Below are 25111 nucleotides of genomic sequence, written 5' to 3'. Positions count from 1 at the left end.
CGGGAGGCGTACGAGAGCGGGCGCGGACAGCCGGGTCAGGGGGGCGGGGGGCGCAGGGCGGCGACGCGGCGGTAGAGGTCGACGGCCTCCGCGTGGCGGCCGAGCCGCTCCAGGCAGTGTGCCTCGTCGTGGCGACCGGTGAGGGTGTCGGGGTGCTCGGCGCCGAGGACCCGCTCGCGGACCTCGGCGACCTGGCGGTAGGCGGTCAGGGCCTCCTCCCAGCGGTCCAGCCAGCCGAGGCAGACGGCGACCTCGCGGCGGCTGAGGAGGGAATCGGGATGCTCGGCACCGAGGACCCGCTCGCGGACGGCGCAGACGTCCCTGGCCTCGGCGAGGGCCTCCTCCCAGCGGGCGAGGCGCCCGAGGTTGACGCCGAGGCCGTGCCGGGCGCGCAGTGTCTCGGGATCCTCCGGGCCGTGGACGCGGGTGCGGTCCGCCACCAGGTCGCGGTAGAGCTCCAGGGCCTCGGCACCGCGGCCGAGCCGGCCCAGACAGATGCCCACCTCGTAACGGGCGGCGAGCGTGGCCGGGTGGTCGGGGCCGAGGACGGAACCGCGGGCCGCCTCGACGTCGCGGTAGGTGGACAGGGCCTCGGACCAACGGCCCAGCCGGCCCAGGGTGGAGGCGACCTCGTAGCGGGTCACCAGGGTGTCGGGGTGGTCGGCGCCGAGGAGCCGGGTCCGCGCCTCGGCCACCTCCCGCGCCAGCCGGTACGACTCCTCCGTGCGGCCGAGGCGGCCCAGGTTGAAGGCGAGGTTGTGACGGCAGCGCAGGGTGTCGGGATGGTCCGGGCCCATGGTGCGTTCGCGGGAGGCGAGCACGGCGGCGTAGACCTCGTGGGCCTCGAAGTGGCGCCCGAGCCGGCCCAGGACGTACGCCGTCTCCTGGCGCGCGGCCAGCGTGTCGGGATGGTCGGCGCCGAGTGTGCGCGCGCGGCCCTCGGCGACCCGGCCGAACTCGCGCAGGGCGTCGGCCGGACGGGAGAGCCTGCCGAGCGTGAAGGCGAACTCGTACCGGCTGGCGAGGGTGTCGGTGTGGTCGGGGCCGAGGACCCGCTCGCGGTCCTCCGCCACGGAACGGTGGACGTCCCGGGCCTCGTCCCAGCGCCCGAGCCGGCCGAGGCCGAGGCCGGCCCGGTGCCGGCCGGCCAGCACGGCGAGCAGCTCGGGGGTGGCTGCGGGACGGGCGGGCGCGGGGGGCTTTGCCGGCGGCACGGCGGGCAGCGCCGTGGTCCACTCCCCGGTGAGCCCGACGGACGGGTCGTAGGCCGGCCTGCGCAGCGCGGCGGAGCCGGCGGTCGCCTGGTGACCGACGGTCATGCCCCGGGTCCAGGAGGGCAGTCGGGAGGACGGGGACGCGGGCCACGGCGTCGCCGTCGCCGTAGCGCCGCCGGTCCGGGCCGGACCGGGGTGAGCGCTCGCCGTCGTGGCGGTGCTCGCGTGGGTGGTCGTGGTCGCGGCGGAGACGTGGACGGCGGCCGGGGCGGGTCCCGTCCGTGCCGTGACGATCCGGCGGCGCAGATCGCCGGCGTCGGTGGGGCGCCCGTCCGGCGTCTTCGCGAGCAGGTCGAGGACGATCCGGTCCAGATAGTCGGGCAGTTCGGCGCGGTGGGTGCGCAGCGGGCGCGGCGGGGTGTCACGGTGACCGACGAGCACGGCCCAGGCGTCGTCGAGGTCGAACGGCGGGGCGCCCGTGGCGATCTCGTACAGCACGCAGCCCAGCGAGTAGAGATCGCTGCGGTGGTCGACCTCGCCGCCGCTGATCTGCTCCGGTGACATGTAGTGCGGCGTCCCCATGGCGATGCCCGTGCCGGTGAGGCGCGAGGTGAAGCCGATGTCGGCGCCGAGGCGCGCTATCCCGAAGTCGCAGATCTTCACGGCCCCGTCGCCGAGCCGCATGATGTTGGCCGGCTTGAGGTCCCGGTGCACAATGCCCTGGCGGTGGGTGTAGGCCAGGGCGTCGGCGACCTGTTCGGCGATGTCGACGACGTCGTGGACCGGGAGCGGGTGCTGCTGGTTCTCGTCCAGGAGCTGGCTGAGGTTGTGGCCCTCCAGGAGCTCCATGACCAGGAAGAGCACGCCCTCCGACTCGCCGAAGTCGTGGACGACGGTGACCCCGCGGTGCTGGAGGGAAGCGGCGACCCGCGCCTCGCGCCGGAACCGCTCGCGGAGCACCCGCGTGAAGTCGGGATCCCGCTGAGGCCCCAGCGGCTTGAGGCACTTGACCGCGACGCGGCGTCCGAGCGACTCGTCGGTCGCACGCCACACCTCGCCCATGCCGCCGCGCCCGATCACGTCGTGCAGCCGGTAGCGGCCCTGGATCAGCCTGGTTTCCGCCATCTCGTGCTGTCGCCCCCGTTGATTCGTCGCGCCCTCCCCGGCCCGTCCAGTATGGCGGCCGGTCTGCGGAGTTTGTACGGGGCGGGGGCGCGCGGCACTCGGAAGGAGCCGGGGGGGTGAGGTCGCCCTGGCGACGAGAGGCAGGACGGCGCCGGGCCGCGACCGGTCCCCTGCTCCGGTCGCGGCTCCGCGGGTGTGGGGGTCGGCCATCGGGAGATCAGCAGCATCCGCCCGCGGCGACCGGTTCACGCGCGTCGTCGCCGGCGGTGGCGGCCGTGCCGGCGCAGCAGGTGCTGCCCTGTTGCCTGGTGAGCGTACCGGCGTCCGCCTTGACCACGTACACCTCCCACGGTTCGCGGCCGGGGCCGTGGACCCACACCTTGTCCTGGACGGCGTAGCAACAGGTGGTGTCGTTCTCCTCCGTCGTCGCCAGCCCTTCCTCACCCAGGCGGGTGGTGGCGGCGTGGACCGCTTCGGTGGTGTCGACCTCCACGCCGAGGTGGTCCATGCGGGTGTCCTCGTTCTCGGCGCCTTCGATGAGGACGAGCTTGAGCGGCGGTTCCGCGATGGCGAAGTTGGCGTAGCCGTCGCGCAGCTTGGCGGGCCCGGTGCCGAAGAGCTTCGTGTAGAAGGCGACGGATGCCGCCAGGTCGGGAACGCGCAGAGCGAGTTGGACGCGGGACATGGTGTCCTCCGATGTGCGGGTGGATGGATGGGTCAGCAGCCGCCGGAGGCGGCCGGGGCTCCGACGCCGGTCAGGAGCTCCGTCGGGGTCGCGCAGCAGCCGCCGTCGGTCGTCGTGTCGGCGGGCTGGTCGAAGAGGCCGGCGCCGCCACAGACCCCGGTCTCGGGAAGGACGAGCTCGACGCGCTCGGCGGACGCGTGGTCCCCGGCGATCGCGGCGACGACCGAGCGGACCTGTTCGTAGCCGGTGAGCGCGAGGAAGGACGGAGCCCGGCCGTAGGACTTCATGCCGACCAGGTACACGCCCTCCTCCGGGTGCGAGAGCTCCTTCACTCCGTGCGGGTAGACGGTGCCGCAGGAGTGCTGGTTCGGGTCGATGAGCGGCGCGAGCTCGACGGGGGCCTGGAGGCGCTCGTCGAGGCCGAGGCGCAGCTCGTCGAGGAAGGTCAGGTCGGGGCGGAAGCCGGTCAGGACGATGACCTCGTCGACCGGGCCGATGCGGCGGCCGTCCTCGGCGACCAGGACCAGCCGCTCGCCCTCGCGCTCGATCGCATCGGTACGGAAGCCGGTGACGGCCTCCGCGTACCCCTCGTCGACCGCTGCCTTGGCGGCGAGGCCGAGGGCGCCGCGAGCCGGCAGCTGGTCGGCGCTTCCCCCGCCGAAGGTGGCACCCGAGAGGGCCCGGCGCAGGATCCAGGCGGCACGTGTACCGCTTCCGTCCGCGGAGCCGGCGAGGGCGGCGAGCGAGGCGAGCGTGGTGAAGGCGGAGGCCCCGGAGCCGATGACGGCGGTGCGCCTGCCGGCGTATCGGGCCCGCACGGCGGGGTCCTCGATGTCGGGGACGCGGTAGGAGACCCGGTCGGCCGCCGCGCGCTCACCGAGGGCCGGGAGGCCGTCGCCACCGGCCGGGCTCGGGGTGGACCACGTACCGGAGGCGTCGATCACGGCCCGGGCGAGGAACCGCGCCTCGCGTCCGTCGCCGTACCGGACGTGCACGGTGAAGGGCTGCTGCCCGCGGTCGGCATCGACGACGCGGTCGCGCCCGGTGCGGGAGACGCCGGTGACGCGGGCGCCGAGCCTGATCCTGTCGCCGAGGACGTCCGCGAGCGGCTGGAGGTAGCCGTCCGCCCAGTCCCCGCCGGTCGGGTACGTGTCCGAGTCGGGCTTCACCCAGCCGGTGGGTGCGAGCAGCTTCTCGGCGACCGGGTCGACGATCTCGGCCCAGGCGGAGAAGAGCCGCACGTGGGACCACTCCCGCACGGCCGCGCCCGCCCGGGCGCCGGCCTCCAGGACCAAGGGCTCCAGGCCCCGGTCGACGAGGTGCGCGGCGGTGGCCAGACCGGCGGGCCCGGCCCCGATGACCACGACGGGCAGCTGGTCGGTGGCGGTGCTGTTCACGGCTCTTCCCCTTGCTGATTCGACGTTCGTCGATCTCTTGGTCGTCAGCATGCCACCTGATTCGACAAGCGTCAACATAGACATGCATCGAATTCTGGGCGCGGCCTTCGGATTCTCCGGGCAGCGAGGTAAGCCTCGGGAGGGGAATGACGGGGGCCGCTGGTTCGACGTGTGTCAACATAGATACATGTCGAACGTGAAGGTGCTTCCGCTGCTGGAGCCCGAGATAGCGCCCTGCTGCCCGCCGCTGAACGAGCGGCCGCTCACCGCCGAGGAGGCCGCACGGACCGCCGTCATGTTCAAGGCGCTGGGCGATCCGGTCCGGCTGCGGCTCTTCTCCGCCGTCGCCTCGCACGAGGGCGGCGAGGCATGCGTCTGCGACATCTCCGACGTCGGCGTCTCCCAGCCCACGGTCTCCCACCACCTCAAGAAGCTGAAGGAAGCCGGACTGCTCACCTCCGAGCGGCGCGGCACCTGGGTCTACTACCGCGTCGAGCCCACCGTCCTCGCGGCCATGGGAGCGCTTCTCACCAAGGCCGCCTCCGCCTGAAACCGCGGTCCGAGGACGGACCGGTGGACAGGAGCCACGGCCGAGCGCGCCGACAGGCCGCCACCGGGCGCACGGCTCGTTGTCCGAGGGGTGCCGTAGCGTTCCCCGCGTTCGCCTACCTGGGAGATTCGCGTGTCCGCTCGTGCCCGGCTCCGTGCCACCGTCCCCGCCCTCATGCCCCCGGCGGAGGCCGGACCGCCGGAGATCGTCGGCCTGCCCGGAGGCAGGATGCTCGTCCAGCGGAGCGACGACGAGATCGTGGCCCAGCCCCTGGACGACGCCTTCGTCGCCCGCCCCGACGCGAGCGTGCGCTTCCCTGCACCCTGGCCCCGAGACCGCGGGACGTGGGAGGTGGCGCCGGACGCCGGCCTGGCCGTCTTCGCCGGGGTGCACGCCGTGCGCGCGGTGGAGCCGTCGGGTGCGACGCGCTGGGAGGTCCGCCATGGATGCTGGTACGGCGCATGCCGGGAGACGCACGAGTCGTACGGCGAGTACGCGGACCGTCAGGACCATCGCCACCCCGACGGCGGCTCCGTCGGCTTCTCCGCGGACGGCGCACTCGTCTGGGCCCACGTACGCGGGCCACTGCTCGACAGCGAACCGAGCCCGGACACGGTCGACGAATGGCTCGTGCTCGACGCGGCGACCGGTCGCGTGCTCGCGCGGGCCGACGCGGAGGCCGCGGCGGCCGGGAGCTGCCACCTTCCCCACCCGACCGACCCGCGTCAGATGGGGCTGAGCATCGGCGAAGGGCAGGACGGCGCACCCCTGCGCTGGGGCACGTGGGACGGGCAGGAACTGCACGTGAACCACCTGGAGGGCGACCTCTGCCTGCTGGACGTCAGCCCCTCGGGCGAGCGGCTCATGACCGTCTCCCACGACCAGGACTCACTCGCCCTACGCGACTCCCGGGGCGCCGTGCTGGAGGCGTGGGAATGGGACGCCGAGGCGACGATCCCGGGGCACCCCGACGCGCCCTTGGACGGTGACGGCGACCTGCCCGCTTACTGGGACTGGGCGGGCGGCTTCGTCGACGAGACCTCCCTCGTCGTGTCGACCACCGAGAGCGACGAGGAGTGGGGGCCGGTGCGGCACTGGCTGATCGACACCACGGACGACCGCGAACCCGTGCCGGTCGGCTATCCCTCGCCGGTCCTCTCCCCGCCGTCCGCGCTGGGAAGGGGCGCGTGGTCGACGTTGTCCCAGGCCCACGACGCCCTCCACATCTGGGAACGGGACACCCGGGAGGACTGAGGGCGGGGCGGCACGGGACGTCAGGAGACCCGAGCCGTCAGCGGCGCTTCCTCCACGCCGGTCTTCTCGGCGTCGGCGAGAAAGGCGCCCAGCGAGGCCAGGGTCCCGGGCGCCGGCCGGTAGTACACCCAGGTGCCGCGCCGCTCGGAGGTGAGCAGGCCCGCCTCCCGGAGCTTCTTCAGATGGTGGCTGACCGTGGGCTGGGAAACCCCCACGTCGGCGATGTCGCAGACGCATGCCTCACCGCTGGGGTGCGAGGCCACCCGGGACAGGAGCCGGAGGCGGACGGGGTCGGCCAGCGCCTTGAACATGGCCGCCATGACCTCGGCGTCCCCTTCGGACAGCGCGGCGGTCACGAGGGGCGGGCAGCAGGCTCCGGCCGGCGTACCGGATATGTGAGGGGTCGGCTCGGCCAAGGGTCCGGACCTCACGCGGTGGCCGCGGGACGACCCATGACGGCGTCCGCGGCGCTGGGGAAGCAGGCCACGCAGGCGACGTTGATGGAGTAGAGCATCGACGTTCCCTGGCGCTCGCGCAGGACGAACCGCACGTCCGCGAGCAGCTTCAGGTGGTGGGAGACCGTCGACTGTCCGACGCCCATACGGTCCACGATCTCTCCGACGTTCATCGGCCCGGGGGCGAGCGCGAGCAGATTGAGGATCTGCACGCGGGTGGGATCGGAGAGGGCCTTGAACCAGGTGGCGTAGGACTCGGCCGTGCTTCGGTCGATCAGCTGGGCATTCATCGTACCGCTCATGATCCATCGATGTTATTCGATGACCACCCGCGACGGCAAGGTTCGTGCCGCGCAGAGGAGGCTCACGGAGGGCCCACCGAGGCCCGTCGGCGCCTCATGGACGTCCGAAACGGCCGGCACGAGTGACCGCGTATGCGCCACACAGGGGGCATCCCCACCGGCACGACCTGCGAACAAGCCCGCCGTTCCGGCAGCCGCGCCCGGAAGCGCGGGACGCATCCCTGCCGCGCGGCGAGGGACCCCGGATCTCCATTGCCTCCGTTCTCTTTAATCGTCTATCATCGATATTCGATAGAAGGGGATGCCGCACGAGCCTCCCCGCGCGGATCGCCACGTCTCTTGTAGGTCGCTTCACGGCGCCGCTCCCCTCATGTGTCACCGTCTCAGAGAGGTTCACCTGTGGACGAATTGCGGGCCCTTAGCCTGTTCATCCTGCTCGAGGTGCTGCACTATCTCCCGTGGTTCCTGGTCGCCATCGTCCTGGGGATCGCCGTACAGCGTCTGTCGATCGACGTGGTCGCGCGCCGCAGCTTCGCCCACGGGCGCAGGGGCATTCTCGGCATCGCCATCGTCACCGCCATCGGAGCGTTCAGCCCCTTCTGCTCCTTCACCGTGATCCCGCTGATCCGCCGCTTCCTGATAGCCGGCGTTCCGCTCTCGGCGGTGATGTCGTTCTGGATCGCCTCCCCGTCCATGGACCCGGAGATCTACGCGCTCTCCGCGGCCCAGCTCGGGCTGCCCATCGCCACCGCCCGCCTGATCGGTGCCCTGGCACTGAGCTTCGGCGCCGGTCTCATCGTGCTGGCACTGGAACGGCGTGGCCGGTTCGCCGATCCGCTCCTCGACTCCACGGAGGAGAAGGCGCCTGCGAAGAGCTGCTCGCAGGAGACCGTGGCCGTGCCCGAGACGGCCTGCTCGGCCGCGAAGGCGACCGTGCCCCAGCCCGTGACCGTCGGAGGCGGCGGCAGCGGCGGCGGCAGCTCTGCGGGCGGTTGCGGTGGCTCCACCCAGGAGGCCGAGACCGTGCCCGCGGCCGGTGGCTGCTCCACCGCCGCGCGGAACGACGCGGACGACGACGGCACCCCGTGGCGCGTGCTCGTGCGGCGCGACATCAAGAACCTCCGTGCCGGCGAGATCCTGAAGGAGATCGTCAGCGACTCGCTGATCCTGGGCAAGTGGCTGCTCCTGGCCATCGTCCTCGAGGCCCTGATCGTCCGCTACGTCCCCACCGACGTCGTCTCGGGCATCCTCGGCACGGACGGCGTCGTCTCCGTGCTGGTCGCCGGCCTCATCAGCGTGCCGCTCTACCTCAACGGCGTCGGCGCCATCCCCGTCGTCGAAGGCCTCCTGGACCAGGGCATGGTCGCGGCGGCGGGCGTCACCTTCCTCCTCGGCGGCGCCATCACGACGATCCCCGCCATGGTGGCCGTCAAGAGCGTCGTCAAGACGAAGGTCTTCGCCTTCTACCTCGGCGTGGGCCTCCTCGGGAGCATGGGCATCGGCCTCGTCGCGCTGCCCCTGCTCTGACCCGGCACTCCTCCTCACCCCCCACCCACGCTCCTGCGGCGACCCCTGACGCCGCAGGAGCGTCGCCGTATCCGCCGACGAACACCGTGCGTGCCCCCCGTTCCGGGAACGCACCGAGGCAAGGAGCCCGCATGACCACACCCCCGCGACCGGACGTCACCCTGACCCCGATGACCGACGACCACGCGCCGGCCGTCATGGCGATCTACCAGCAGGGCATCGACGAGGGCGACGCCACCTTCGAGACCACCGCGCCGCCGTGGAGCGCGTTCGACACCGCCAAGCTCGCGGCACACCGGTTCGTGGCGCTGGGGCGGCGGGGGCGGGTGGTCGGCTGGACGGCGGTGTCGCGCGTCTCGGCCCGGCCCGCGTACGCGGGGGTCGTCGAGCACTCCGTGTACGTCAGTCCCACGGCGCGCGGAACCGGCGTGGGGCGCACACTCCTGGAGGCGTTGATCGTCTCCACGGAGAAGGCGGGGATCTGGACGATCCAGGCGGGCATCTTTCCCGAGAACACCGCGAGCCTCGCCCTGCACGCGTCCCTGGGGTTCCGCGTCCTCGGGCGTCGGGAACGCGTGGCTCGCCATCACGGCGTCTGGCGCGACGTCCTGCTGGTGGAGCGGCGCAGCCCGGTCGTGGAATGACGATGCCGGTCACCTCGGTGACCGGCATCGGGGCGCGGGTTCGGGCCGGCGCGGATCGGGCCCGCGCCGGCCGCCGGGTCAGGGGAGCTCGAAGGGCAGGTCCATGCCGTCGAGCGCCGCCGCGCAGGCGCATCGCCTCTCGTGGTCCAGGAGGGAGACCGTCTGCAGGACCAGGTCCTTCAGGCGCTCCACGTTGGCGCCGAAGACCCGGAAGACCTCGTCCTGCGAGACGCCTTCCCCGCGTTCCACGCCGGCGTCGTAGTCGGTGACGAGCGCGACGGAGGTGTAGCAGAGCGCGAGTTCGCGCGCGAGGACCGCTTCCGGATGTCCGGTCATGTTGATCAGCGACCAGCCGGCCGACGCGTACCACTGGGACTCCGCCCGGGTGGAGAACCGGGGCCCCTCGACGACCACCATGACACCTCCGTCGTGGACGTCGGCCCCGGCCTCACCCGCGGCCTTGAGCACGGCCGCCCGTCCGGCGGCGCAGTACGGGTCGGCGAAGGAGACGTGGGCCGCGCCGCGGTCGTGATACGTCTGCACCCGGCCCATGGTGCGGTCGACGAGCTGGTCGGGGAGGACGACGCTGCCGGGGCCGAGGGAGCGGCGCAGCGAGCCGACGGCACAGGGTGCGAGGACCTGTCGTACCCCCAGTGAGCGCAGCGCCCACATGTTGGCGCGGTAGTTGATGCGGTGCGGGGGAAGCTCGTGGCGACTGCCGTGCCGGGGCAGGAAGGCCACGCCGCGGTCGCCGACGGTTCCCACGGACACCGCGTCGGACGGCGGTCCGTACGGGGTGGTGACCTCCACGCGCCGTACCGACTCGAGGAGTTCGTAGAAGCCGCTGCCGCCGATCACGGCGATGTCGGCCGTCGGCGACTCCTCGGATGGATCACTCATCGTTCCGGTCCTCCTGGGTGTGCGTACGGGACGGCCGTGGACCGCTCGGGCCCGGGCCGGAGACGAGGGGGGCGAGGGAGGTGACGGTCTCGTGCCCGGGGACGGCCGGACGCTCGTCACCGGGGCGCCGGACTGCCACGGTCCGCCAGCCGGACTCGGCGGCGGCCTCCAGCTCGGCACCGACGTCGCTGACGAACAGCAGGTCGTACGGTGCGTGCCCCAGCTCTTTCGCGATCGCGTCGTAGGACTCGGCGGAAGCCTTGGGGCCGGCCGTCGTCAGGTCGAAGTAGCCGTCGAGCAGGGGCCGGAGGTCACCGAGCGCGGTGTGGCCGAACCAGTCCCGCTGGGCGGCGACGGAGCCCGACGAGTAGACGAACCGGCCCACACCCCACGCCTTCCAGCGCTTGAGCGCCGGTGGTACGTCCGGGTACACGTGTCCGTGCAGCTCGCCCGTCTCGTACCCCCGGGCCCAGATCAGCCCCTGCAGCGTCTTCAGCGGTGCCGCCTTCACATCGGCGTCGGCCCACCGCTCCAGGAGCGCGAGGGCGTCCGCCGCGTCGACGGCCGTCCCGGTGTGGGCGGTGACCGCGTCGAGGATGCGCTGCCACGCGGCGGTGCCGCGGTGGGCGGTGACCCATGAGGCCAGGCGCGCCCGCGCGTAGGGGAACAGGACGTCCCGCACGTGGCTGAGGGAGCCGGTCGTTCCCTCGATGTCGAGGACGACGGCACGGATCCCCGGCCGGGGCGCCCGGTCCTGTCCGCTCCCGGTCATCAGCTGTCCCTCAGCAGGGCGTCGAGACGGGGAAACCCGCCGGCGATGGGCTCCTGCGTGAAGTCCCCCACCCAGCCGTCCTCCTTCTCGAAGAACCGGATGGCGCAGAAGTCCGGCACGGGTCCCATGTCGAACCAGTGGCGGGTGCCGGCGGGCACGGACAGCAGGTCGCCCGCCTCGCACACCACGGCGTAGACGCGGTCCTCCAGGTGGAGGTAGAAGCAGCCGGTGCCCTGGGCGAAGAACCTGACCTCGTCCTCGGCGTGCCGGTGCTCGTCGAGGAACGTCGACCGGGCCTTCGCCGCCCGCTCCTGCCATTCCGCGCCCTCCTCGGGGTGGAGGCGGGCGACGTCGACGAGGCCCAGTCCCTGGCGGGCGCAGAGCTCGTCGACCTCGTGGCGGTAGGCGTCGAGCAGGTCGTCGGACGTCACCTGCGGGGTGACCCGGGTGCGCAGGGGCCAGCGGGTGAAGGAGACCGACCGTTCGCGCAGGGCCTGCGCGATGGTCCCCTCGTCGCGGGTGCGGAGCAGGACGGTGTCCGGTGCGTCGTCCGGCATGATCTGCAGCAGTGTCATGGCGCGGTCCTGGGGTCGGGTGCCTGCGCGGCACGGGTGACATGCAGTTCGGCGTGGGAGAGCACGAGCAGGTGGCAGAGCGACTCGAGGCATTCGAGCCGGTTCCTGGCCTGGCCGAGTGAGTCGCCCCAGGCGGTGATGCCGTGATCGGCCAGGAGCAGCCCGGGCGGGCCTGCCCGGTCGGCCGCGAGGTGGGCGGCGACGTCGTCGGCGATCCGGTCGACCCGGGGCCAGTTGGGGAACACCGGCAGGTCCGTGGAGGTCGGGTCCTTCAGCCCCAGGCCCTTGAGCAGCTCGAAGCGCTCCACGCGTACCGAGGAGACGGCGTCCAGGGCGGCGGCGCGGTGGGCGACGACGGTGGCGTACGGGGAGTGGACGTGGATGACGGCGCGGGCTCCGGTGGTGCGGTAGACCGCCGCGTGGATGGAGGTCTCCGCCGAGGGGCGGGCCTGGCCCGGTCGGGATGCCTCGCCGGTACGGGCGTCGACCTCCACCACGTCCCGGACGGTCAGCGCGCCCTTGTCCCGGCCGCTCGCCGTGATCAGTGCCCGGTCGGGATCGTCGGTCAGTCGCATGGACACGTTGCCGGACGTCCCCGGCATCCACCCGCGTTCGTAGAGGGTGCGGGAGAGGTCGGCCAGTTGCCCGGCGGTCCGCTTGCCCGCGACGGTGGACGGCGCGTAGCTCATGCGGTCACCTCGGAGGTGTGGTGGACACCGTGCTCGGAGACGATGGCCGTGATCAGGGAGGCGGGGGTGACGTCGAACGCCGGGTTGTAGGCCCGGGTGTGGGGCGGTGCGGTGCGGATTCCGCCGTAGGTGGTCACCTCGTCGGCGTCGCGCTCTTCGATGACGATGTCCCGGCCGTCGGCGAGGGACCTGTCCCAGGACGACTCGGGGGCGACGACGATGAACGGGATGCCGTGGTGGGCGGCGGCGATCGCCAGCCCGTAGGTCCCGATCTTGTTGGCCACGTCCCCGCGTGAGGTGATGCGGTCGGCTCCGACCAGTACGCAGTCGACGAGCCCTCGGCTCATGGCCGCGGCGGCGGCGCTGTCGACGCACACCCGGTGCGGTACGCCGGCCTCGGCCAGTTCCCAGGCGGTCAGGCGGGCGCCCTGCATCAGTGGCCGGGTCTCGTCGACGAGGACCTCGGTGACCCTTCCGGCCTCCGCGAGGGCGAGGATGGTGCCCAGCGCGGTGCCCACGGCGGTGGTCGCGAGGCGGCCGGTGTTGCAGTGGGTCAGGAGCCGCAGGGAGCGCTGGGGGCATCGCTCCCGCACGACCCGTGCCGCGTGTTCGACCATCCGCCGGTTGACGGCGCTGTCCTCGTCGATCATCGCCGTGGCCTCGGCCAGGACGGCGTCGGGGCCGTCGGAGAGCCGCCCGAGCACCCTGTCGACGGCCCAGGCGAGGTTGACGGCCGTGGGACGGGCGGCGACGATGCGCCGGGCGTCGGCGCGTACGGCCTCGCGTCCCGGGCCGTCGGTCCGGGGCGGGCAGTGGGTGTACGCGGAGAGCGCGACGCCCAGGGCGCCCGCGAGACCGATGGAGGGGGCGCCGCGGACCGCGAGGGTCGTGATGGCGGTGATGACGTCGTCCACGGTGGCCAGGCGCAGGAGGCGCCGCTCGTGGGGCAGCGCGCGCTGGTCGAGGGTGACGATCGCGTCGCCGTCCCAGCGCAGTGACGGCTGGTCGGAGGGCTTGCTCACGGGCGGCGGCTCCTTGGGGCCTGAGGGGCGGCGGCGGTCAGTCGGTCAGGGGACGCGACCGCAGTTCGACCAGGGTGGGCGCGGCCTCCGCGTCGGCGGTCACCTGCTCGTGGTCCTCGCCGACGGCTATGACGTAGCCGTACCGGTTCATGTACGCCCGGGGCGGGAGGGCCAGCCGGGTGCCGGGTCCGGCCGTCGCGACCGCACTGTGCACGGTGGGCCCGAAGAGGTCGGTACGGACGGTCACTTCTACCGCCTCGCAGTCGGCCTCCGGGTAGAGGAACCTGATGGCTGCGGTCCTCCGTGCCTTCGGCGCGGTGTCGGGCGTGAGCCCGGCCGCCACGTGGGCGGCCGCGACCGCCGGGTCGGTGCCGGTGGCGAGCATCCCGATGAGGGGGATGAAGTCGCCCCCGAGGCGCGCGTTGATCTCGACGAGGCGGGGGCCCCGGGGGGTGAGCTTGAACTCGGTGTGCGTGGCGCCGTGATCGAAGCCGAGCGCCTTGTGGATGCGGTGCAGCTGGTCCAGGAGTTCGGAGTCCTGGAGGAGCGGGTCGGCGGCGTCGACGGTGTGGCCGGTCTCTTCGAAGTACGGTTCCATGCCGACCTGCTTGCGCGCCACGATCGTCGGGGTGCACACGCCGTCGACGACGACCGCGTCGATGCTGATCTCGGGACCGGTGAGGTACTCCTCGACCAGGACGTCGGCCTCGTAGCGGGGTACTCCCGGCCAACTGGCGCCGCTGGCGGCGGTGAAGGCCGCTTCGACGGCGTCGCCGTGGTCGGCGCGGACGACACCGAGGCTGCCGGCGAGTCCACGGGCCTTGACCACCACGGGATAGCCGGTCGCGTCGGCGGCACGGCGCGCCTCGGCCGCCGTGGCGACCGGGACGCAGGCCGGCTGCGGCACGCCGGCGGCCGTCAGCCGCATCCGGGTGGTCGCCTTGTCGCGGCAGGCGAGTACCGCGTCGGGCGCGCTTCCGGGCAGGCCGAGGGTTTCGGCGAGCCTCGCGGCGGCGTGCACGAGGGACTCGTCGTAGGTGAAGACGCCTGCGACGGGCAGCCGCCGCATGACCGTCTTCGCCTCGGCGAGGAGTTCGTCGACGTTCTTGGTGTCGAGGAGTGAGGTCCCCTCCACGTACGGCAGTTGCCAGCTCGGCTCGTGGGCGTCGAGGAGCCACAGGCGGAAGTGGCGGGAGACGGCCGCCACGATGTACTCCCGGTAGCGGCGGTCACCGCTGCCCATGAGAAGCAGGACCGGTGCCTCGGTGGTGGACGAGTGCGGGTGGGGCGTGGCGGCCATGGTGGGAAACCTTCGTGTCGACGTGTGGTCGGGGCAGAGGCCGGCCGACGGAGGGGGGCGGAGCCCGGGTCGGCAACGACGCTGTCGCCCAACGGCCGGAACCCTGCCAGCATTGAGCGATGTATGTCAATAGATCGATGAAAGGCCGGGGAGCTGCCCTTGTGGGGCCGTCATCTGCCCCCGCACCGCCACTCCGATGCGCCCACCTCTGGGAGTTCCCGTTCACGATCGGTAGGGCCATGCTGCCGGGGTGTTCACGCGCACGGGCACCCTCACCCGCGGGTCGTGTCGCCACGTCACGTGATGCTGCCGGGTGGGTCAAGCACGCGGAGCAGTCGATCGGCGATCATCGATTCTCCGGCGCCCCGCATTCCGTAGAGCCGGAGACGGCTGGACGCGGGAACCGTCAGAACGGTGAGCCGTCGGCACCGCGCGGGAAGGCCCGCTGCCTGAGCTCACCCAGGGTGTCCCAGCGAATGGAGAACCAGGCCCAGGTTCCCCGCTGTTCGCGGCGCAGCAGCCCGGCCGTGGTGAGGATCTTCAGGTGGCGGCTCACCGTGGGCTGGGCCAGGTCGAGCGACTCGGTCAGGTCGCAGACGCAGAGTTCCCCGGCCGGCGACTGGTCGATGAGGTGGACGATCTGGAGGCGGGTCTGGTCGGCCATCGCCTTCAACCGGGCAGTCAGCAGCTCGACTTCGTCGCGGTCGATCAGCAGCCCCGGGGAGCACGGAACACATCGCTCCGCGCTCAGGTCCTCGACCGGTATGCCCGCCAACGGAATCGCCATCCGGACACCATACGAGCCGACAAGATCGCACGGCGAATCCGAGGTCGATATCCGTCAGGCGTTCACCAATCGTTCACCCACGGGCTCGTCGCAGAAGGGCCGCGATGGCTCGGGGAGCTTCGCATACAGGCAATACGGCGACGATGTCGCCGAGCGAGGCGACTCCCCCGCCGTCGGTGCCGCCTTCGTCGAGGCCGTGCGTCCGATCCGCGACGGGATCAAGGGCCTGATCGAGGGCCTCGTCGCCGAGACCGACGCGAAGCGGGGGCGTGACCACCGTCGTCCACCGCCGCTCGACGCGGTGCGCGCCCGGCCGTCGGCGGCGTCACCCATGAACACCGGCTTCCGCCCGTCCCGTTGTCGGACCTGACGGGCGGGAGCCGGCCCTCTGCTCCTGGCAGGAGTGGACCGGGGCACCGATGAGGATGTCGGCGGCGCTGGGGAACTCGGTGATGCAGCGGGGGTTGATGGCGTACCGGATGCTGGCACCGGCACGGCGCCGGGTCAGGAAGCGGACGGTGTGGAGGATCTTCAGGTGGTGCGAGACGGTCGACTGGTTGAGTCGAAGGTGGGCGACGATCTCACCCACCGGCACGGGCCCCGGCCGACCGCTCAGGAACCGCATGATGCGGATGCGCGTGGGGTCGGCCAAGGCCCGGAACCAGCGGGCGTACTCCTCGACGGTCTCCCGGTCGAGTGACGTTTCGGACATGGGAATCCTTAGCGGACCATGAGGTTCACCGCCGCCGCACCGGCCCGGCGAGCGGCGGACCGGCCGGGCGATCAGGAGCCTGCTCGTCCGGCCGCGATGGGGAGCGAAGGGGGCGGCCGACGGGTGTGCCGACGGTCTCGTGGACGGTGGCGGTGCGCTGCCGCGTCCCCCCAACGGGACACGGGCCCGTGGGGGTGTCGTCGCTCGGTCGGCCGTCGCGGGCGCCTGGATCGTCACGAGGGCGAACCCGGCGGCAGACACGACGCGGCCCGGTCTCCGTGGCCGGAGCTCCCGCTCCGGCCACGGCCCGGGTGTGACGACGTGGTCAGCAGCAGGCGCCGTCCGGTGCGCACGCGGGCGCTGCGGCGTCACCGTCGACGGGCTTGCGGGCGCGGATGATCGCGGCGTGGAGGCCGTCGGCCGCCTCCTGGGTGAAGACGACCTCCGCGTCCTTCAGGCCGACCGCGTCGAGCAGTTCCTTGTACTCGGCGACCGAGAGAGCGCCGGCGATGCACTGGCTGTGTCCGCCGCGTTCGGCCCGCTCCTCGGGGCTGAGCCGGTCCTCGGCGACGACGTCGCTGATGCCGAGGCGGCCGCCGGGGGTCAGGACGCGGGCCATCTCGGCGAAGACGGCGGGCTTGTTCAGCGACAGGTTGATCACGCAGTTGGAGATGATCACGTCGACGGTGTCGGCGGGCAGCGGGATGGACTCGATCGTTCCCTTGAGGAGGACGACGTTGTCGACCTCGGCGTCGGCGACGTTGCGGGCGGCGAGGGCGAGCATCTCCTCCAGGAAGTCCAGGCCGAAGACGCGGCCGTCGGGACCGACGCGCCGGGCGCTCAGGATGACGTCAAGGCCGCCGCCGGAGCCGAGGTCCAGGACCGTCTCGCCCTCGCGCAGTTCGGCGACGGCGCTCGGGTTGCCGCAGCCGAGGCTGGCGAGGAGGGCCGTGTCGGGCGCGGTGCCGGGCCCGATCTCGTCGTACGCGGCGGGGCCGAAGGTCTGCGGGTCGGGTGAGCAGCAGGCGCCGCTCGTCTCGGCTTCGGCGGCCTTGGCCCGGTAGTACTCCCGGACCTCTTCCTGCAGGCTGCCGGCGGTGGTGGTGTCGCTCATGACGGGTGGTCCTTCTCGGTCAGGCGCCGGCGGGGGCGAGGCGGTGCACGGGGCGCGGGTAGGAGGGCTTGAACGACACCGGGGTGGTCGCCGAGGAGGTGACGGCGGCGGCCAGGTCGGCGGCCTTGACGGCCTCGGTCACGGCCGCGTCGAGGGCGTCGGGCTCGCAGGCGACCCGGGCGTTGACGACGGCCCGGCCGGCGGGCGCGGTCGCGGCGGCGGCGGCGCGGTCGAGGGTGGGCTGCGCACCGGACTCGGTGAGGCTGAGCTTGGCGAAGTCGCCGTCGGCCGTCTCCACGGTGATCTTGGCGTGGCCGATCACGGCGTCCTGCTCCGCGGCCCAGGCGGACAGCTCCTGGAGGACCGTGCGGGCCCAGGCGGTCGCGTCGAACCCGTTCCCCGCGGCGGTGAGGTCGAGCTCCTGGTTCATCCAGGCGAGCTGGGCCTCGGCGGCCGCGTAGCGGTCGTAGTCGATGTCGAGCACGACGTCCTCGTTCGTCGCCGGCGCCTGCCATGCGTCGAGGAGCGTCTCCAGGTGGGCGCCCGTGGTGGCGGAGTAGCCGACGACGGTCGCCTTCGGGTTGCTCGTACGGAGTGAGGCGAGGAGCTGCTCGGCGCGGTCCGCCGTGATGGTGTCCAGCTTGTTCACGGCGATGACGTCGGCCTCGGTGACCTGCTGGCGGAAGAGGTACGACAGGTCCGACTCCGGCTCGCCCCGCTCGGCGGCGCGGGCGAAGGCGAGGTGCCGCAGCGGGTCGACCACGGTGGTCAGGGGGGCGACGACCATGTCGTCTCCGTAGTACTGGCGCAGCGGTCGTACGACGGTGGCCTGGAGGTCCGTACAGCTGCCGACGGCCTCGGCTATCACGGTGTCGACGCTGTCGGAGGCGACCAGCGCGACGATCGCCTCGACGAGGTCCTCGAACTTGCAGCAGAAACAGCCGCCGGTGACCTCGGCGACGCTGTCGAGCTTGCTCCGTACGAGCTTGGTGTCGACCAGTTCGACGCCCTGGTCGTTGGTGATGACGGCGACCTTGCGGCCCTGCTCCTGGAGCGCGAGCGCGGCGGCGGTCATGGTCGTGGTCTTGCCCGCCCCGAGGAATCCGGTCAGGGGGATGAAGGTGATCATGTGGTCCTTCTCGTCCTTGTCGTGGAGTCGGGCGGGTCAGCCGCAGCAGCTGTCGCCGGAGCCGCCCAGGAGGGGCAGGCTCGCGGGCTGGGCCGGGGCGGGGGACGCGGCGCCGAACGCGACGCGCCGACTGTTTCCGAAGGCGTCGAGCCAGGCGTTCGCCTGCGGGCGCAGCGCCGGGTCGGAGAGCAGCATCGAGGTGGTGACCTCGCGGGGGGTGCAGCCGCGCAGGGCCTTCGCCTGGTGGGCTCCCGCGCCGAACTCGACGGTGCGCAGCCCCTCGGCGTAGGCGTCACGGACGGGCGCGTCCAGGACGAGGGCGAAGTAGATGCCGCTGCGCTCGCCGATCGCGGCGTAGTCGAACCCGGCCCACTTCGGGAAGAGGCGGTGGTTCTTGCGGATGGTGACGCAGGTGGCGACCAGCGCGCCGTCCTTGTAGCCGAGGTAGGCGCGGACGTCGGCGCCCTCGTCGATGAGGGCGGAGAGGACCCCGACGATGTGCTCGGGCTCCTCGCCCGCGCCGTTCTTCTCGCGGTTGAGGCACGTGAGTTCGGCGATGCGGGCGACGAAGGGGCGGATGTCGGTGCCGTCGACGCGCTCGATCGTCACGCCGGCGGCCTCGGCACGGCGGACGTCGCCCTTGATGCGCTGACGCTTCTTCAGCGGCAGTGCGGCGAGGTGTCCTTCCCAGTTCGGCGCGTCGAGGCTCATGAAGTCCTCGTAGCCCCAGAAGGTGCTGGACGCGCCGGCGGCGTCGAGCGCGTCGACGAGCGCGCCGTTGCCGCGTCGGCGGGGGATCCAGGGGGCGACGATGCAGCGGATGCCTGCCTCGAACGCGGCCGGCACCAGCTTGTCGACGATGGCCCCCATCAGGGTGGGGGTCCAGAAGTTGTAGGCGACCTCGGTGCGGTAGCCCAGCGGAGAGCCGAGCAGGAGCGTCGGAAAGAAGGGCTCGGTTCCCAGGGCGTCGACCTCGGCGCTGCGCGCGGCGTCGGTCTCGGCGCCGCAGCACACCTCTTCCCCGGAGGGCGCCTGCCATCCCAGGTAGGTGCGCGGTTCGTGGTCGACGACCGGCGGGGTGGTGAGGATGTAGCCGGGGAGGAGGGCCAGTTCGCCGCGGGCGCGGTGGGCGAGGGTGTGCCAGGGCTGGATGTCGGGGAGTACCTTCTCCGTGGCGCGCAGCCAGGTGGGTCCGAGGTACGGCCACGAGTCGGTGAGGCCGGCGAGCTCACCGGTCCAGTCCATGTCCGGGAGGGCCTGGCCGGTGGAGATGACGACGCGGGGTGATCCACCCATGTCAGTGTCCTTGTCTTGTGAGCGGGCGGGTCAGCACTTCACGCAGCAGCGGATCTTGCCCGCGTCCTCGGCGTCGGTACGGCGCTCCTGCCAGAGCTCCTCGACGCGCTTGTCGGGGTGCGTCCACTCCACCCAGAAGCCACGGTCGACGGTGGCGATGTCCTCCATCCACGGCGAGGAGAGCAGCGGCGAGCCCTTGAACAGCAGCAGACGGGTCTGCAGGGCGGTGGGGTCGGTGACGCGGGCGAGGCCCGTCTCGACCAGCCAGTCCTCGAAGCCGAGGAGCTCCTCGTACTCGATCCACGGGGTGAAGGGGATGAACGTCGGGTACAGCTCGAAGCCGATCCGCTCGGCCTCGTCGACCGCCTCGCGCATGTGGTCGACGTCGATGTGCTTGTCGAAGATGCGCAGGATGCGGTTGGAGGGGAACTCGAGCGCGCAGGTGACGCGGCGCAGCCCGAGCGAGACGAGCTTCTCCAGTTCCTTGGTGTAGTCGAGGACGTGGTCGACGCGGGTGGTGAACTCGAACGTGATCGGGCCGATGGCCTCGACGAGCCGCTCGACCACACCGATGCCGATGGTGCGGGAGTTGAAGAACTCGGCGTCGATGAAGCAGAAGTGCCGGACGCCCTCCTCCGCGAGCTGCAGCGCGTCGGCCAGGACGCTGTCGGCGTCGTAGGCGGCGACGCCGCCGTCGTACGCGCCGTAGACGGAGCAGTAGGTGCACTTGTGGTGGCAGCCGCGGGACGCCTCGATGTTGCCCATCAGGCCGAACGGCGAGTGGTGCGCCGGGTAGTGCACGAGGGAGGGGAACAGGTCCCGGGCGGGCTTGGTGACCGAGATGCGCCGACGCGGGGGCTTGGGCCGCATGCCCGAGCGGGTCATCAGGGCGGGCACCGCGTCGAGCGCGAGGGTGCCGGCGGCGAGCTGGGCCAGCTCCTCGCTGATGAGCTCGGGCTCCTCCATGATGATGCCGTCGGCGACGTCGAGGAACTCCCGGTGGTTCATCTGCGCGTACTGGCCGAAGGTCACGACTGTGGTGCCGTACGCCTCCGAGACCCTGCGCGCCAGGGCGATGCCCCGCTCGAGGCCCTCGAACTGCTGGACGGAGACGAGCGTGAGGTCGAAGGGGCCTTCCGGGATGGCGTCGGGAAGCAGGTGCGCGTCCCAGCCGACGACGTCGGCACCGTGGTGCTGCAGAGCGGCGGCCGCACACGCGGATGTCAGGGGCTGAAGCTCCGCTTCGAACGCGGAGGCAACCAGAACACGGGGACTACTCACACTTCCCCCCAGGGAGTGATCAAGGAGCGTGAACGGATCGAGATGGGGCCGGGTCAGAGCCCTGGTCGGTAACGACGCTGTCGGCCGACGGCCGGAACCCTGCCAGCGTTGAGCGATGTATGTCAATAGATCGATGAATGACTGAAAGACCGCCCCTCCACGACCCCGTCGCCGCGGAATGCCCCTGCCCCGATTCGCCCCCGTCTGTGGCTGGTTGCGAAGAGTGACGGCTCGTTCAACTTCGGTTGTTCACGCAGCGTGAGGCCGTTACGGGCGGCAGCGCCGCAGAGTGACCCATGGTGTGCGGATTCCGTGGCCGGCCCGGGAGAGCACACCCGAGGGACCGGGCTGTGGGTCCAGATTTAATCGCCAAACATCGATGATTTCGGAGCAGTCAAGAGGTCGCCAGGACGACCCGGAGGCGGTAACGTTCGCCCACGGCATCGCGGTCCGCACCCGGGGTCAGCGGGTGCACGGTACCGATGCCTTCACGCTTCAGGCCCTTCAAAGGGGAGTGGGCCGAGCACCAGTCGTTCAGGCGCGTGAGCGTCCCACGGCAGCCCCCTACGGTCCTGAGCGAGTTCAACGGGGAACGCGGTAGGGATCGAGGGCATCCGGCTGCAAGCCGTCGTCGCCATCATCCGCACCCTCGGTGTCCACCGCTTCGCCGTCCCGGAACACTCGCGGGCTCGTTGGGCGTCCGCCCGCCTCGTCCGCACGGCCGGTGAGTGCCACCGGCGCCCACGGCCGCACCGGTGCCGCGCCCGGCCCCGGACCCGCCCGCCCATGGGCGGGCGATCGCCCACCGCAGTTCCTGATTCCCACCCCTTCCCTCACCGTAAAGGCACCGCCATGTCTTTCATGTCCTCCTCCATACGCAGCTCGGCACCGCGCCTCACCGGACGCCGGGTCCGCCAGGGCGCCTCCGTCGCCTCCGCCGCGCTCCTCCTCTCCGCCGCCCTGACCGGCTGCGCCGGCTCCGCGAAGGCCGGCTCGGACGCCATCCAGGCCAGCGGCTCCACCACCGTGGCCCCGGTCGCCTCCGACGCCGCCGAGGCGCTGAAGGCCAAGGGCCTGAACATCACCGTCGCCACGCAGGGCGGCTCCGCCGGCGGCATCTCCCAGCTCGGCACCGGCCAGATCGACATCGCCCTCAGCTCCAAGCCCCTGTCCGACAAGGACCACAAGACGTACCCCGACACCGATTTCGTCACCACGCAGGTCGGTGCGGACGCCGTCGGCGTCATCATCACCAAGGAAGTGGCGGACGGCGGGGTCAAGGGTCTGTCCAAGGCTCAGGTGGCGGGCCTGTTCGAGGGGAAGATCACCAACTGGAAGGAGGTCGGCGGCCCCGACCTCCAGGTCTTCGTGTACGACAAGGAGCCCGGCCGCGGAACCCGCGAGGTGCTCGACAAGTTCATCTACGGCAAGGACGCGCCTCCGGCCCCGCCCAAGTCGGCGAACTACGCCGTCGTCGGCGGCAACCTGGAGACCCGCAACAAACTGAAGTCCACCCGCGGTTCCGTCGCCCCGCTGTCGACCGGCTTCATCGACGGTCACCCCGAACTGGTCGCCGTGCCCCTGGAGGGCGTCGCCCCCACCCTCGCGAACGTGGCATCCGGCAGGTACCCGATGACCCGTCCGCTGTACATGATCACCGACGGCCGCCCGACGGGCACCGTCAAGCAGTACATCGACCACATCCTCTCGCCCGAGGGCCAGAAGCTGCTGCCCAAGCACGGCTACCTCACGCGCGAGCAGATGGGCCTCTGACCATGGGTCTCACTCTGGAGCGCCCCGCCCGGGCGCCCCGACCCGCCGTGCCGCGGCGCTCCTCCGGGAGCGGCCGCGGCAGCCGGGCGAGATGGGTCTGGGGCTGGGCGTACAGCGGCATCCTGTCCGTGCTGGTCACCCTGGCGGTCCTGCTCGGCTACCTGATCACGGGCATCGCGAGCGGAACCGTCGACTGGGCGGCCCTGTTCACCTCCTCCACCTGGAGTCCGGGCGACCTCGCCTTCGGCGGCCTGGCCATGATCTACGGCTCGGCGGCCGTGTGCGTCCTGGCACTGGTGCTCGCCGTGCCGATCGGCTGGGCGGCGGCCGTCGCCCTGTCCGAGTACCTGCCGCCCCGCCTCGCCAAGCCGCTCCGCCTGAGCATCGAACTCCTGGCAGCGGTCCCGTCCATCGTCTATGGCCTGATCGGCATCATGGTGATCCGGCCGTTCGTGGCGGACCTCGGTGACGTGCCGGGCGGCGACAGCCTCCTCGCCGCCGGCATCGTCCTCGCCGTGATGATCATGCCGACGATCGTGGCCGTCAGCGTGGACGCACTGGCCGCCGTACCCGACCGGTACCGGGAGGCCGCGTACGCCCTCGGCCTGACCCGCCGTGAGGTCGTCCGGTCCGCCGTCCGTCCCCTGGCCCGGTCGGGCATGCGCGCCGGCGTCCTCCTGGGCCTGGCCCGGGCACTGGGCGAGGCCATCGCGGTCTTCATGGTCATCGGCCGCGCCGACGGACGGCTGCCGGAGTCCTGGGGGGACATCTTCTCCTCCCTCGTGCGCCCGGGTCAGACGCTCACCACCAAGCTGGCCGGCCCCGAGCCGATGCTCGCGGGCACCTCCGGACCGTACTTCGCGGCACTGTGCGGTCTCGGCATCATCCTGCTCGCCCTGGTCGCCGTCGCCACCGTGTGGGGCACCCGCGGCTCCACGGGACGGGCCGCCCGCGCTCCGCGTGCCCGTCGGTCCTCCGCGTGGCTGCGCGCGCCGAAGGACCGGCTCACCACCGTCGTCCGGCTCGGGGCCCTGCTGCTGCCGGGGGCCCTGCTCGTCGGCATGCTCGGCATCCTGCTGGCCCGCGGCGGCGCGGCACTGAACCCGGTCTTCTGGTTCTCGCCCTCCGAAGGCGCGGCGGGTGGCGGCATCCGCGACCAGATCCTCGGGACGCTCCTGCTCCTGGCGACCACCGCGGTGATCGCGCTGCCGCTCGGCTACGGCGCGGGCATCGTGATCGGCACGCGTGCCTCCGCGAAGACCGCCCGCGTCCTGGAGACGCTGACCGTGGCGGTCGGCGGGACGCCCACCATCCTGCTCGGCCTCGCGGGGTACGTCCTCTTCTGCACGACCATGGGATGGGGCCGTTCCTGGCTGGCCGGCGCCGTGGTGCTGGTGCCCGTGGTGGTGCCGGTGATCGCCCTCACCACCGCGGGCCGGATCCGGAGCATGCCGGGGGAGATCACCGAGGCCGCGCTCGCACTGGGCCTCACCAGCTCCCAGTACGTCCGCTCCGTGGTCATCCCGTACACGTGGCCGGCCACGCTCACCGGCCTGCTGCTCGGCCTGGCCCGCGCGGCGGGCGAGACGGCCCCCCTGATCTTCACCGCCACCGTGTTCTTCGGGGCCCCCGCCCTCCCGACCGGCATCGTCGACGCTCCGGTCCAGGCCCTGCCCACGCACATCTTCACCCTGTCGCAGGACTCGGGCGCCCCGGAGGCGATCGCCCAGGCGTGGGGCAGCGCCCTCGTCCTGGTACTGATCACCGCGGGCCTGCTCAGCCTGGCGGTCTTCCTGCGCAACCGCTTCGAAGGAGCACGACGATGGACGACGTGACAACCGGCGCCACGAACGCGGCCCCCACGGTCGACGGGACCGTCATCGCGGCGCGCGACCTGCAGATCCTCGACGGTACGAAGCGTCTGGTCGGACCGGTGACGTTCGAGCTGGCCCCCGGATCCACCACCGGCCTGTGCGGTCCGTCGGGCGCCGGCAAGTCCACCGTGCTGCGCGCCTTGGTCGACCTGCTTCCCCACGGGCTCCGCCGTCAGGGCGAGGTGGAGGTCCTCGGCCGTCCCGTCCGCTACGGCAAGGGCGACGCCGGCCTGCGCAGCACGGTCGTCCTGGTGCCGCAGACCCCCGTGGTCTTCGGCGGCAGCATCCTGGACAACGCCCTGTTCGGCCTGCGTCACCTGGTGCGGGCGTCCCGGACGGAGATGCACGACCGCGTCGAGCAGGCGCTGCGCGAGGCGGGCCTGTGGAGCGAGGTCTCCGACCGGCTGGACACGCCGGCCCAGACGCTCTCCAACGGCCAGCGTCAACGGCTGTGCCTGGCCCGGGCCTTGGCCCTCGAACCGGCGGCCCTTCTGCTCGACGAGCCGACGAGCGCCCTGGACGAGCGGAGCCGCGACACGGTCGAGGAGTCCGTGGCGGCCCTGCGGGGCAACCGGACGGTCCTGCTCGTCTCCCACGACCCCGCGCAGGTGGAACGGCTCTGCGACCGGACGGTCCGCATCGACCTGCCGAACACCTGCGAGCCGTCCAAGGCAGCGATCTGAGCGCTCGTCCACTCCGCATCCCGTGCCCGCCGTCGCGCTCTCCCCGCGACG

General features: G+C 72.2%; 25 protein-coding genes. 8 read left to right on the top strand and 17 right to left on the bottom strand.

What is annotated here, in order from left to right; translation table 11 throughout:
- Window positions 1-35 precede the first annotated feature (35 nt).
- The 3 genes from ACZ68P_RS14880 to ACZ68P_RS14870 form a co-directional block, all read right to left on the bottom strand.
- Window positions 36-2339: a serine/threonine-protein kinase gene (locus ACZ68P_RS14880; protein ID WP_471006051.1), complete on the bottom strand. Its 2304-nt coding sequence runs from the start codon at window positions 2337-2339 to the stop codon at window positions 36-38.
- Between the two features lie 217 nt (window positions 2340-2556).
- A complete protein-coding gene (locus ACZ68P_RS14875; protein WP_471006050.1) occupies window positions 2557-3024 on the bottom strand; it encodes an ArsI/CadI family heavy metal resistance metalloenzyme in 468 nt (155 codons plus the stop codon).
- Between the two features lie 32 nt (window positions 3025-3056).
- Window positions 3057-4421, bottom strand: a complete 1365-nt coding sequence (locus ACZ68P_RS14870) for an NAD(P)-binding domain-containing protein (RefSeq protein ID WP_471006048.1) — start codon at window positions 4419-4421, stop codon at window positions 3057-3059.
- A gap of 187 nt (window positions 4422-4608) precedes the next feature.
- Here ACZ68P_RS14870 and ACZ68P_RS14865 point away from each other — a divergent pair, with 187 nt between their 5' ends.
- The gene (locus tag ACZ68P_RS14865; protein WP_471006046.1) at window positions 4609-4971 is read left to right on the top strand and encodes an ArsR/SmtB family transcription factor; all 363 of its coding nucleotides are present in this window, start codon (window positions 4609-4611) and stop codon (window positions 4969-4971) included.
- 132 nt (window positions 4972-5103) lie between these two features.
- Window positions 5104-6225: a hypothetical protein gene (locus tag ACZ68P_RS14860; protein ID WP_471006044.1), complete on the top strand. Its 1122-nt coding sequence runs from the start codon at window positions 5104-5106 to the stop codon at window positions 6223-6225.
- 20 nt (window positions 6226-6245) lie between these two features.
- Here the strand turns inward: ACZ68P_RS14860 and ACZ68P_RS14855 are convergent, their stop codons facing one another.
- Both ACZ68P_RS14855 and ACZ68P_RS14850 read right to left on the bottom strand, forming a co-directional pair.
- Window positions 6246-6641 carry an ArsR/SmtB family transcription factor gene (locus ACZ68P_RS14855; RefSeq protein ID WP_471006042.1) on the bottom strand — a complete coding sequence of 132 codons (396 nt, stop codon included), beginning with the start codon at window positions 6639-6641 and terminating at the stop codon, window positions 6246-6248.
- Between the two features lie 11 nt (window positions 6642-6652).
- Window positions 6653-6982: an ArsR/SmtB family transcription factor gene (locus ACZ68P_RS14850; protein ID WP_471006040.1), complete on the bottom strand. Its 330-nt coding sequence runs from the start codon at window positions 6980-6982 to the stop codon at window positions 6653-6655.
- A 399-nt stretch (window positions 6983-7381) separates the two neighbouring features.
- Between ACZ68P_RS14850 and ACZ68P_RS14845 the strand changes: the two genes are divergently transcribed.
- Together ACZ68P_RS14845 and ACZ68P_RS14840 are read left to right on the top strand one after the other, a co-directional pair.
- Window positions 7382-8509 (top strand): permease, encoded by a 1128-nt coding sequence (locus tag ACZ68P_RS14845; protein ID WP_471006038.1) that lies wholly within the window; start codon window positions 7382-7384, stop codon window positions 8507-8509.
- 131 nt (window positions 8510-8640) lie between these two features.
- Window positions 8641-9153 (top strand): GNAT family N-acetyltransferase, encoded by a 513-nt coding sequence (locus ACZ68P_RS14840; protein WP_471006037.1) that lies wholly within the window; start codon window positions 8641-8643, stop codon window positions 9151-9153.
- A 78-nt stretch (window positions 9154-9231) separates the two neighbouring features.
- On the opposite strand, the gene ACZ68P_RS14835 is transcribed toward ACZ68P_RS14840, so the two are convergent.
- The 7 genes from ACZ68P_RS14835 to ACZ68P_RS14805 form a co-directional block, all read right to left on the bottom strand.
- Complete coding sequence (locus tag ACZ68P_RS14835; RefSeq protein WP_471006035.1) at window positions 9232-10053, bottom strand: S-methyl-5'-thioadenosine phosphorylase; 822 nt, start codon at window positions 10051-10053, stop codon at window positions 9232-9234.
- Window positions 10046-10825: an acireductone synthase gene (mtnC, locus tag ACZ68P_RS14830; protein ID WP_471006033.1), complete on the bottom strand. Its 780-nt coding sequence runs from the start codon at window positions 10823-10825 to the stop codon at window positions 10046-10048. Before mtnC ends, ACZ68P_RS14835 begins: the two co-directional genes overlap by 8 nt.
- Entirely contained in the window at window positions 10825-11400 is a 576-nt protein-coding gene (locus ACZ68P_RS14825; protein WP_471006031.1) for a 1,2-dihydroxy-3-keto-5-methylthiopentene dioxygenase, read from the bottom strand. Before ACZ68P_RS14825 ends, mtnC begins: the two co-directional genes overlap by 1 nt.
- A complete protein-coding gene (gene mtnB / locus ACZ68P_RS14820; RefSeq protein WP_471006029.1) occupies window positions 11397-12089 on the bottom strand; it encodes a methylthioribulose 1-phosphate dehydratase in 693 nt (230 codons plus the stop codon). Before mtnB ends, ACZ68P_RS14825 begins: the two co-directional genes overlap by 4 nt.
- Entirely contained in the window at window positions 12086-13111 is a 1026-nt protein-coding gene (gene mtnA, locus ACZ68P_RS14815) for an S-methyl-5-thioribose-1-phosphate isomerase (protein ID WP_471006026.1), read from the bottom strand. The genes mtnB and mtnA overlap by 4 nt, the downstream gene beginning before the upstream one ends.
- 37 nt (window positions 13112-13148) lie before the next feature.
- Window positions 13149-14411 carry an ATP-grasp domain-containing protein gene (locus tag ACZ68P_RS14810; protein ID WP_471006025.1) on the bottom strand — a complete coding sequence of 421 codons (1263 nt, stop codon included), beginning with the start codon at window positions 14409-14411 and terminating at the stop codon, window positions 13149-13151.
- Between the two features lie 406 nt (window positions 14412-14817).
- Entirely contained in the window at window positions 14818-15198 is a 381-nt protein-coding gene (locus ACZ68P_RS14805; RefSeq protein WP_471006023.1) for an ArsR/SmtB family transcription factor, read from the bottom strand.
- Here ACZ68P_RS14805 and ACZ68P_RS14800 point away from each other — a divergent pair.
- Window positions 15176-15568, top strand: a complete 393-nt coding sequence (locus ACZ68P_RS14800) for a hypothetical protein (RefSeq protein ID WP_471006021.1) — start codon at window positions 15176-15178, stop codon at window positions 15566-15568. The genes ACZ68P_RS14805 and ACZ68P_RS14800 overlap by 23 nt on opposite strands.
- Here ACZ68P_RS14800 and ACZ68P_RS14795 read toward each other — a convergent pair.
- The 5 genes from ACZ68P_RS14795 to arsL form a co-directional block, all read right to left on the bottom strand.
- The gene (locus ACZ68P_RS14795; RefSeq protein WP_471006018.1) at window positions 15524-15910 is read right to left on the bottom strand and encodes an ArsR/SmtB family transcription factor; all 387 of its coding nucleotides are present in this window, start codon (window positions 15908-15910) and stop codon (window positions 15524-15526) included. The genes ACZ68P_RS14800 and ACZ68P_RS14795 overlap by 45 nt on opposite strands.
- Before the next feature lie 325 nt (window positions 15911-16235).
- Window positions 16236-17024: a methyltransferase domain-containing protein gene (locus tag ACZ68P_RS14790; RefSeq protein WP_471006016.1), complete on the bottom strand. Its 789-nt coding sequence runs from the start codon at window positions 17022-17024 to the stop codon at window positions 16236-16238.
- A gap of 19 nt (window positions 17025-17043) precedes the next feature.
- Window positions 17044-18153, bottom strand: coding sequence for a GTP-binding protein (locus ACZ68P_RS14785; RefSeq protein WP_471006014.1), 1110 nt, complete (start codon window positions 18151-18153; stop codon window positions 17044-17046).
- A gap of 36 nt (window positions 18154-18189) precedes the next feature.
- A complete protein-coding gene (locus ACZ68P_RS14780) occupies window positions 18190-19449 on the bottom strand; it encodes a GNAT family N-acetyltransferase (protein WP_471006012.1) in 1260 nt (419 codons plus the stop codon).
- A 30-nt stretch (window positions 19450-19479) separates the two neighbouring features.
- Window positions 19480-20730 carry an arsinothricin biosynthesis radical SAM protein ArsL gene (arsL, locus tag ACZ68P_RS14775; protein WP_471006010.1) on the bottom strand — a complete coding sequence of 417 codons (1251 nt, stop codon included), beginning with the start codon at window positions 20728-20730 and terminating at the stop codon, window positions 19480-19482.
- 861 nt (window positions 20731-21591) lie between these two features.
- On the opposite strand from arsL, the gene ACZ68P_RS14770 reads away from it, so the two are divergent.
- From ACZ68P_RS14770 to ACZ68P_RS14760, 3 genes are read left to right on the top strand one after another with little or no spacing between them, the layout of a single operon-like run.
- Entirely contained in the window at window positions 21592-22503 is a 912-nt protein-coding gene (locus ACZ68P_RS14770) for a phosphate ABC transporter substrate-binding protein (protein WP_471006007.1), read from the top strand.
- Window positions 22504-22505: 2 nt separating this feature from the next.
- On the top strand, window positions 22506-24338 hold the full coding sequence (gene pstC, locus ACZ68P_RS14765; protein WP_471006006.1) for a phosphate ABC transporter permease subunit PstC: 1833 nt from the start codon (window positions 22506-22508) through the stop codon (window positions 24336-24338).
- Window positions 24326-25060, top strand: a complete 735-nt coding sequence (locus ACZ68P_RS14760) for an ATP-binding cassette domain-containing protein (RefSeq protein WP_471006004.1) — start codon at window positions 24326-24328, stop codon at window positions 25058-25060. Before pstC ends, ACZ68P_RS14760 begins: the two co-directional genes overlap by 13 nt.
- Window positions 25061-25111: the final 51 nt, after the last annotated feature.

It is taken from the genome of Streptomyces sp. NPDC036822 (genome assembly GCF_055609145.1).
The sequence above is the reverse complement of the archived record's forward strand: the minus strand, read 5'-3'. Positions and strand labels throughout refer to the sequence as shown.

Excerpts from the sequence above, each read along its gene's own strand:
- mtnB (WP_471006029.1), bottom strand. The coding sequence starts at position 12,089 with ATGAGCTACGCGCCGTCCACCGTCGCGGGCAAGCGGACCGCCGGGCAA.
- ACZ68P_RS14880 (WP_471006051.1), bottom strand. The coding sequence starts at position 2,339 with ATGGCGGAAACCAGGCTGATCCAGGGCCGCTACCGGCTGCACGACGTG.
- ACZ68P_RS14810 (WP_471006025.1), bottom strand. The coding sequence starts at position 14,411 with ATGGCCGCCACGCCCCACCCGCACTCGTCCACCACCGAGGCACCGGTC.
- ACZ68P_RS14780 (WP_471006012.1), bottom strand. The coding sequence starts at position 19,449 with ATGGGTGGATCACCCCGCGTCGTCATCTCCACCGGCCAGGCCCTCCCG.
- ACZ68P_RS14770 (WP_471006007.1), top strand. The coding sequence starts at position 21,592 with ATGTCCTCCTCCATACGCAGCTCGGCACCGCGCCTCACCGGACGCCGG.
- pstC (WP_471006006.1), top strand. The coding sequence starts at position 22,506 with ATGGGTCTCACTCTGGAGCGCCCCGCCCGGGCGCCCCGACCCGCCGTG.
- ACZ68P_RS14785 (WP_471006014.1), bottom strand. The coding sequence starts at position 18,153 with ATGATCACCTTCATCCCCCTGACCGGATTCCTCGGGGCGGGCAAGACC.
- ACZ68P_RS14840 (WP_471006037.1), top strand. The coding sequence starts at position 8,641 with ATGACCACACCCCCGCGACCGGACGTCACCCTGACCCCGATGACCGAC.
- ACZ68P_RS14825 (WP_471006031.1), bottom strand. The coding sequence starts at position 11,400 with ATGACACTGCTGCAGATCATGCCGGACGACGCACCGGACACCGTCCTG.
- ACZ68P_RS14800 (WP_471006021.1), top strand. The coding sequence starts at position 15,176 with ATGCCCGCCAACGGAATCGCCATCCGGACACCATACGAGCCGACAAGA.
- ACZ68P_RS14865 (WP_471006046.1), top strand. The coding sequence starts at position 4,609 with ATGTCGAACGTGAAGGTGCTTCCGCTGCTGGAGCCCGAGATAGCGCCC.
- ACZ68P_RS14850 (WP_471006040.1), bottom strand. The coding sequence starts at position 6,982 with ATGAGCGGTACGATGAATGCCCAGCTGATCGACCGAAGCACGGCCGAG.
- ACZ68P_RS14805 (WP_471006023.1), bottom strand. The coding sequence starts at position 15,198 with ATGGCGATTCCGTTGGCGGGCATACCGGTCGAGGACCTGAGCGCGGAG.
- ACZ68P_RS14835 (WP_471006035.1), bottom strand. The coding sequence starts at position 10,053 with ATGAGTGATCCATCCGAGGAGTCGCCGACGGCCGACATCGCCGTGATC.
- ACZ68P_RS14760 (WP_471006004.1), top strand. The coding sequence starts at position 24,326 with ATGGACGACGTGACAACCGGCGCCACGAACGCGGCCCCCACGGTCGAC.
- ACZ68P_RS14790 (WP_471006016.1), bottom strand. The coding sequence starts at position 17,024 with ATGAGCGACACCACCACCGCCGGCAGCCTGCAGGAAGAGGTCCGGGAG.
- ACZ68P_RS14795 (WP_471006018.1), bottom strand. The coding sequence starts at position 15,910 with ATGTCCGAAACGTCACTCGACCGGGAGACCGTCGAGGAGTACGCCCGC.
- ACZ68P_RS14875 (WP_471006050.1), bottom strand. The coding sequence starts at position 3,024 with ATGTCCCGCGTCCAACTCGCTCTGCGCGTTCCCGACCTGGCGGCATCC.
- mtnC (WP_471006033.1), bottom strand. The coding sequence starts at position 10,825 with ATGACCGGGAGCGGACAGGACCGGGCGCCCCGGCCGGGGATCCGTGCC.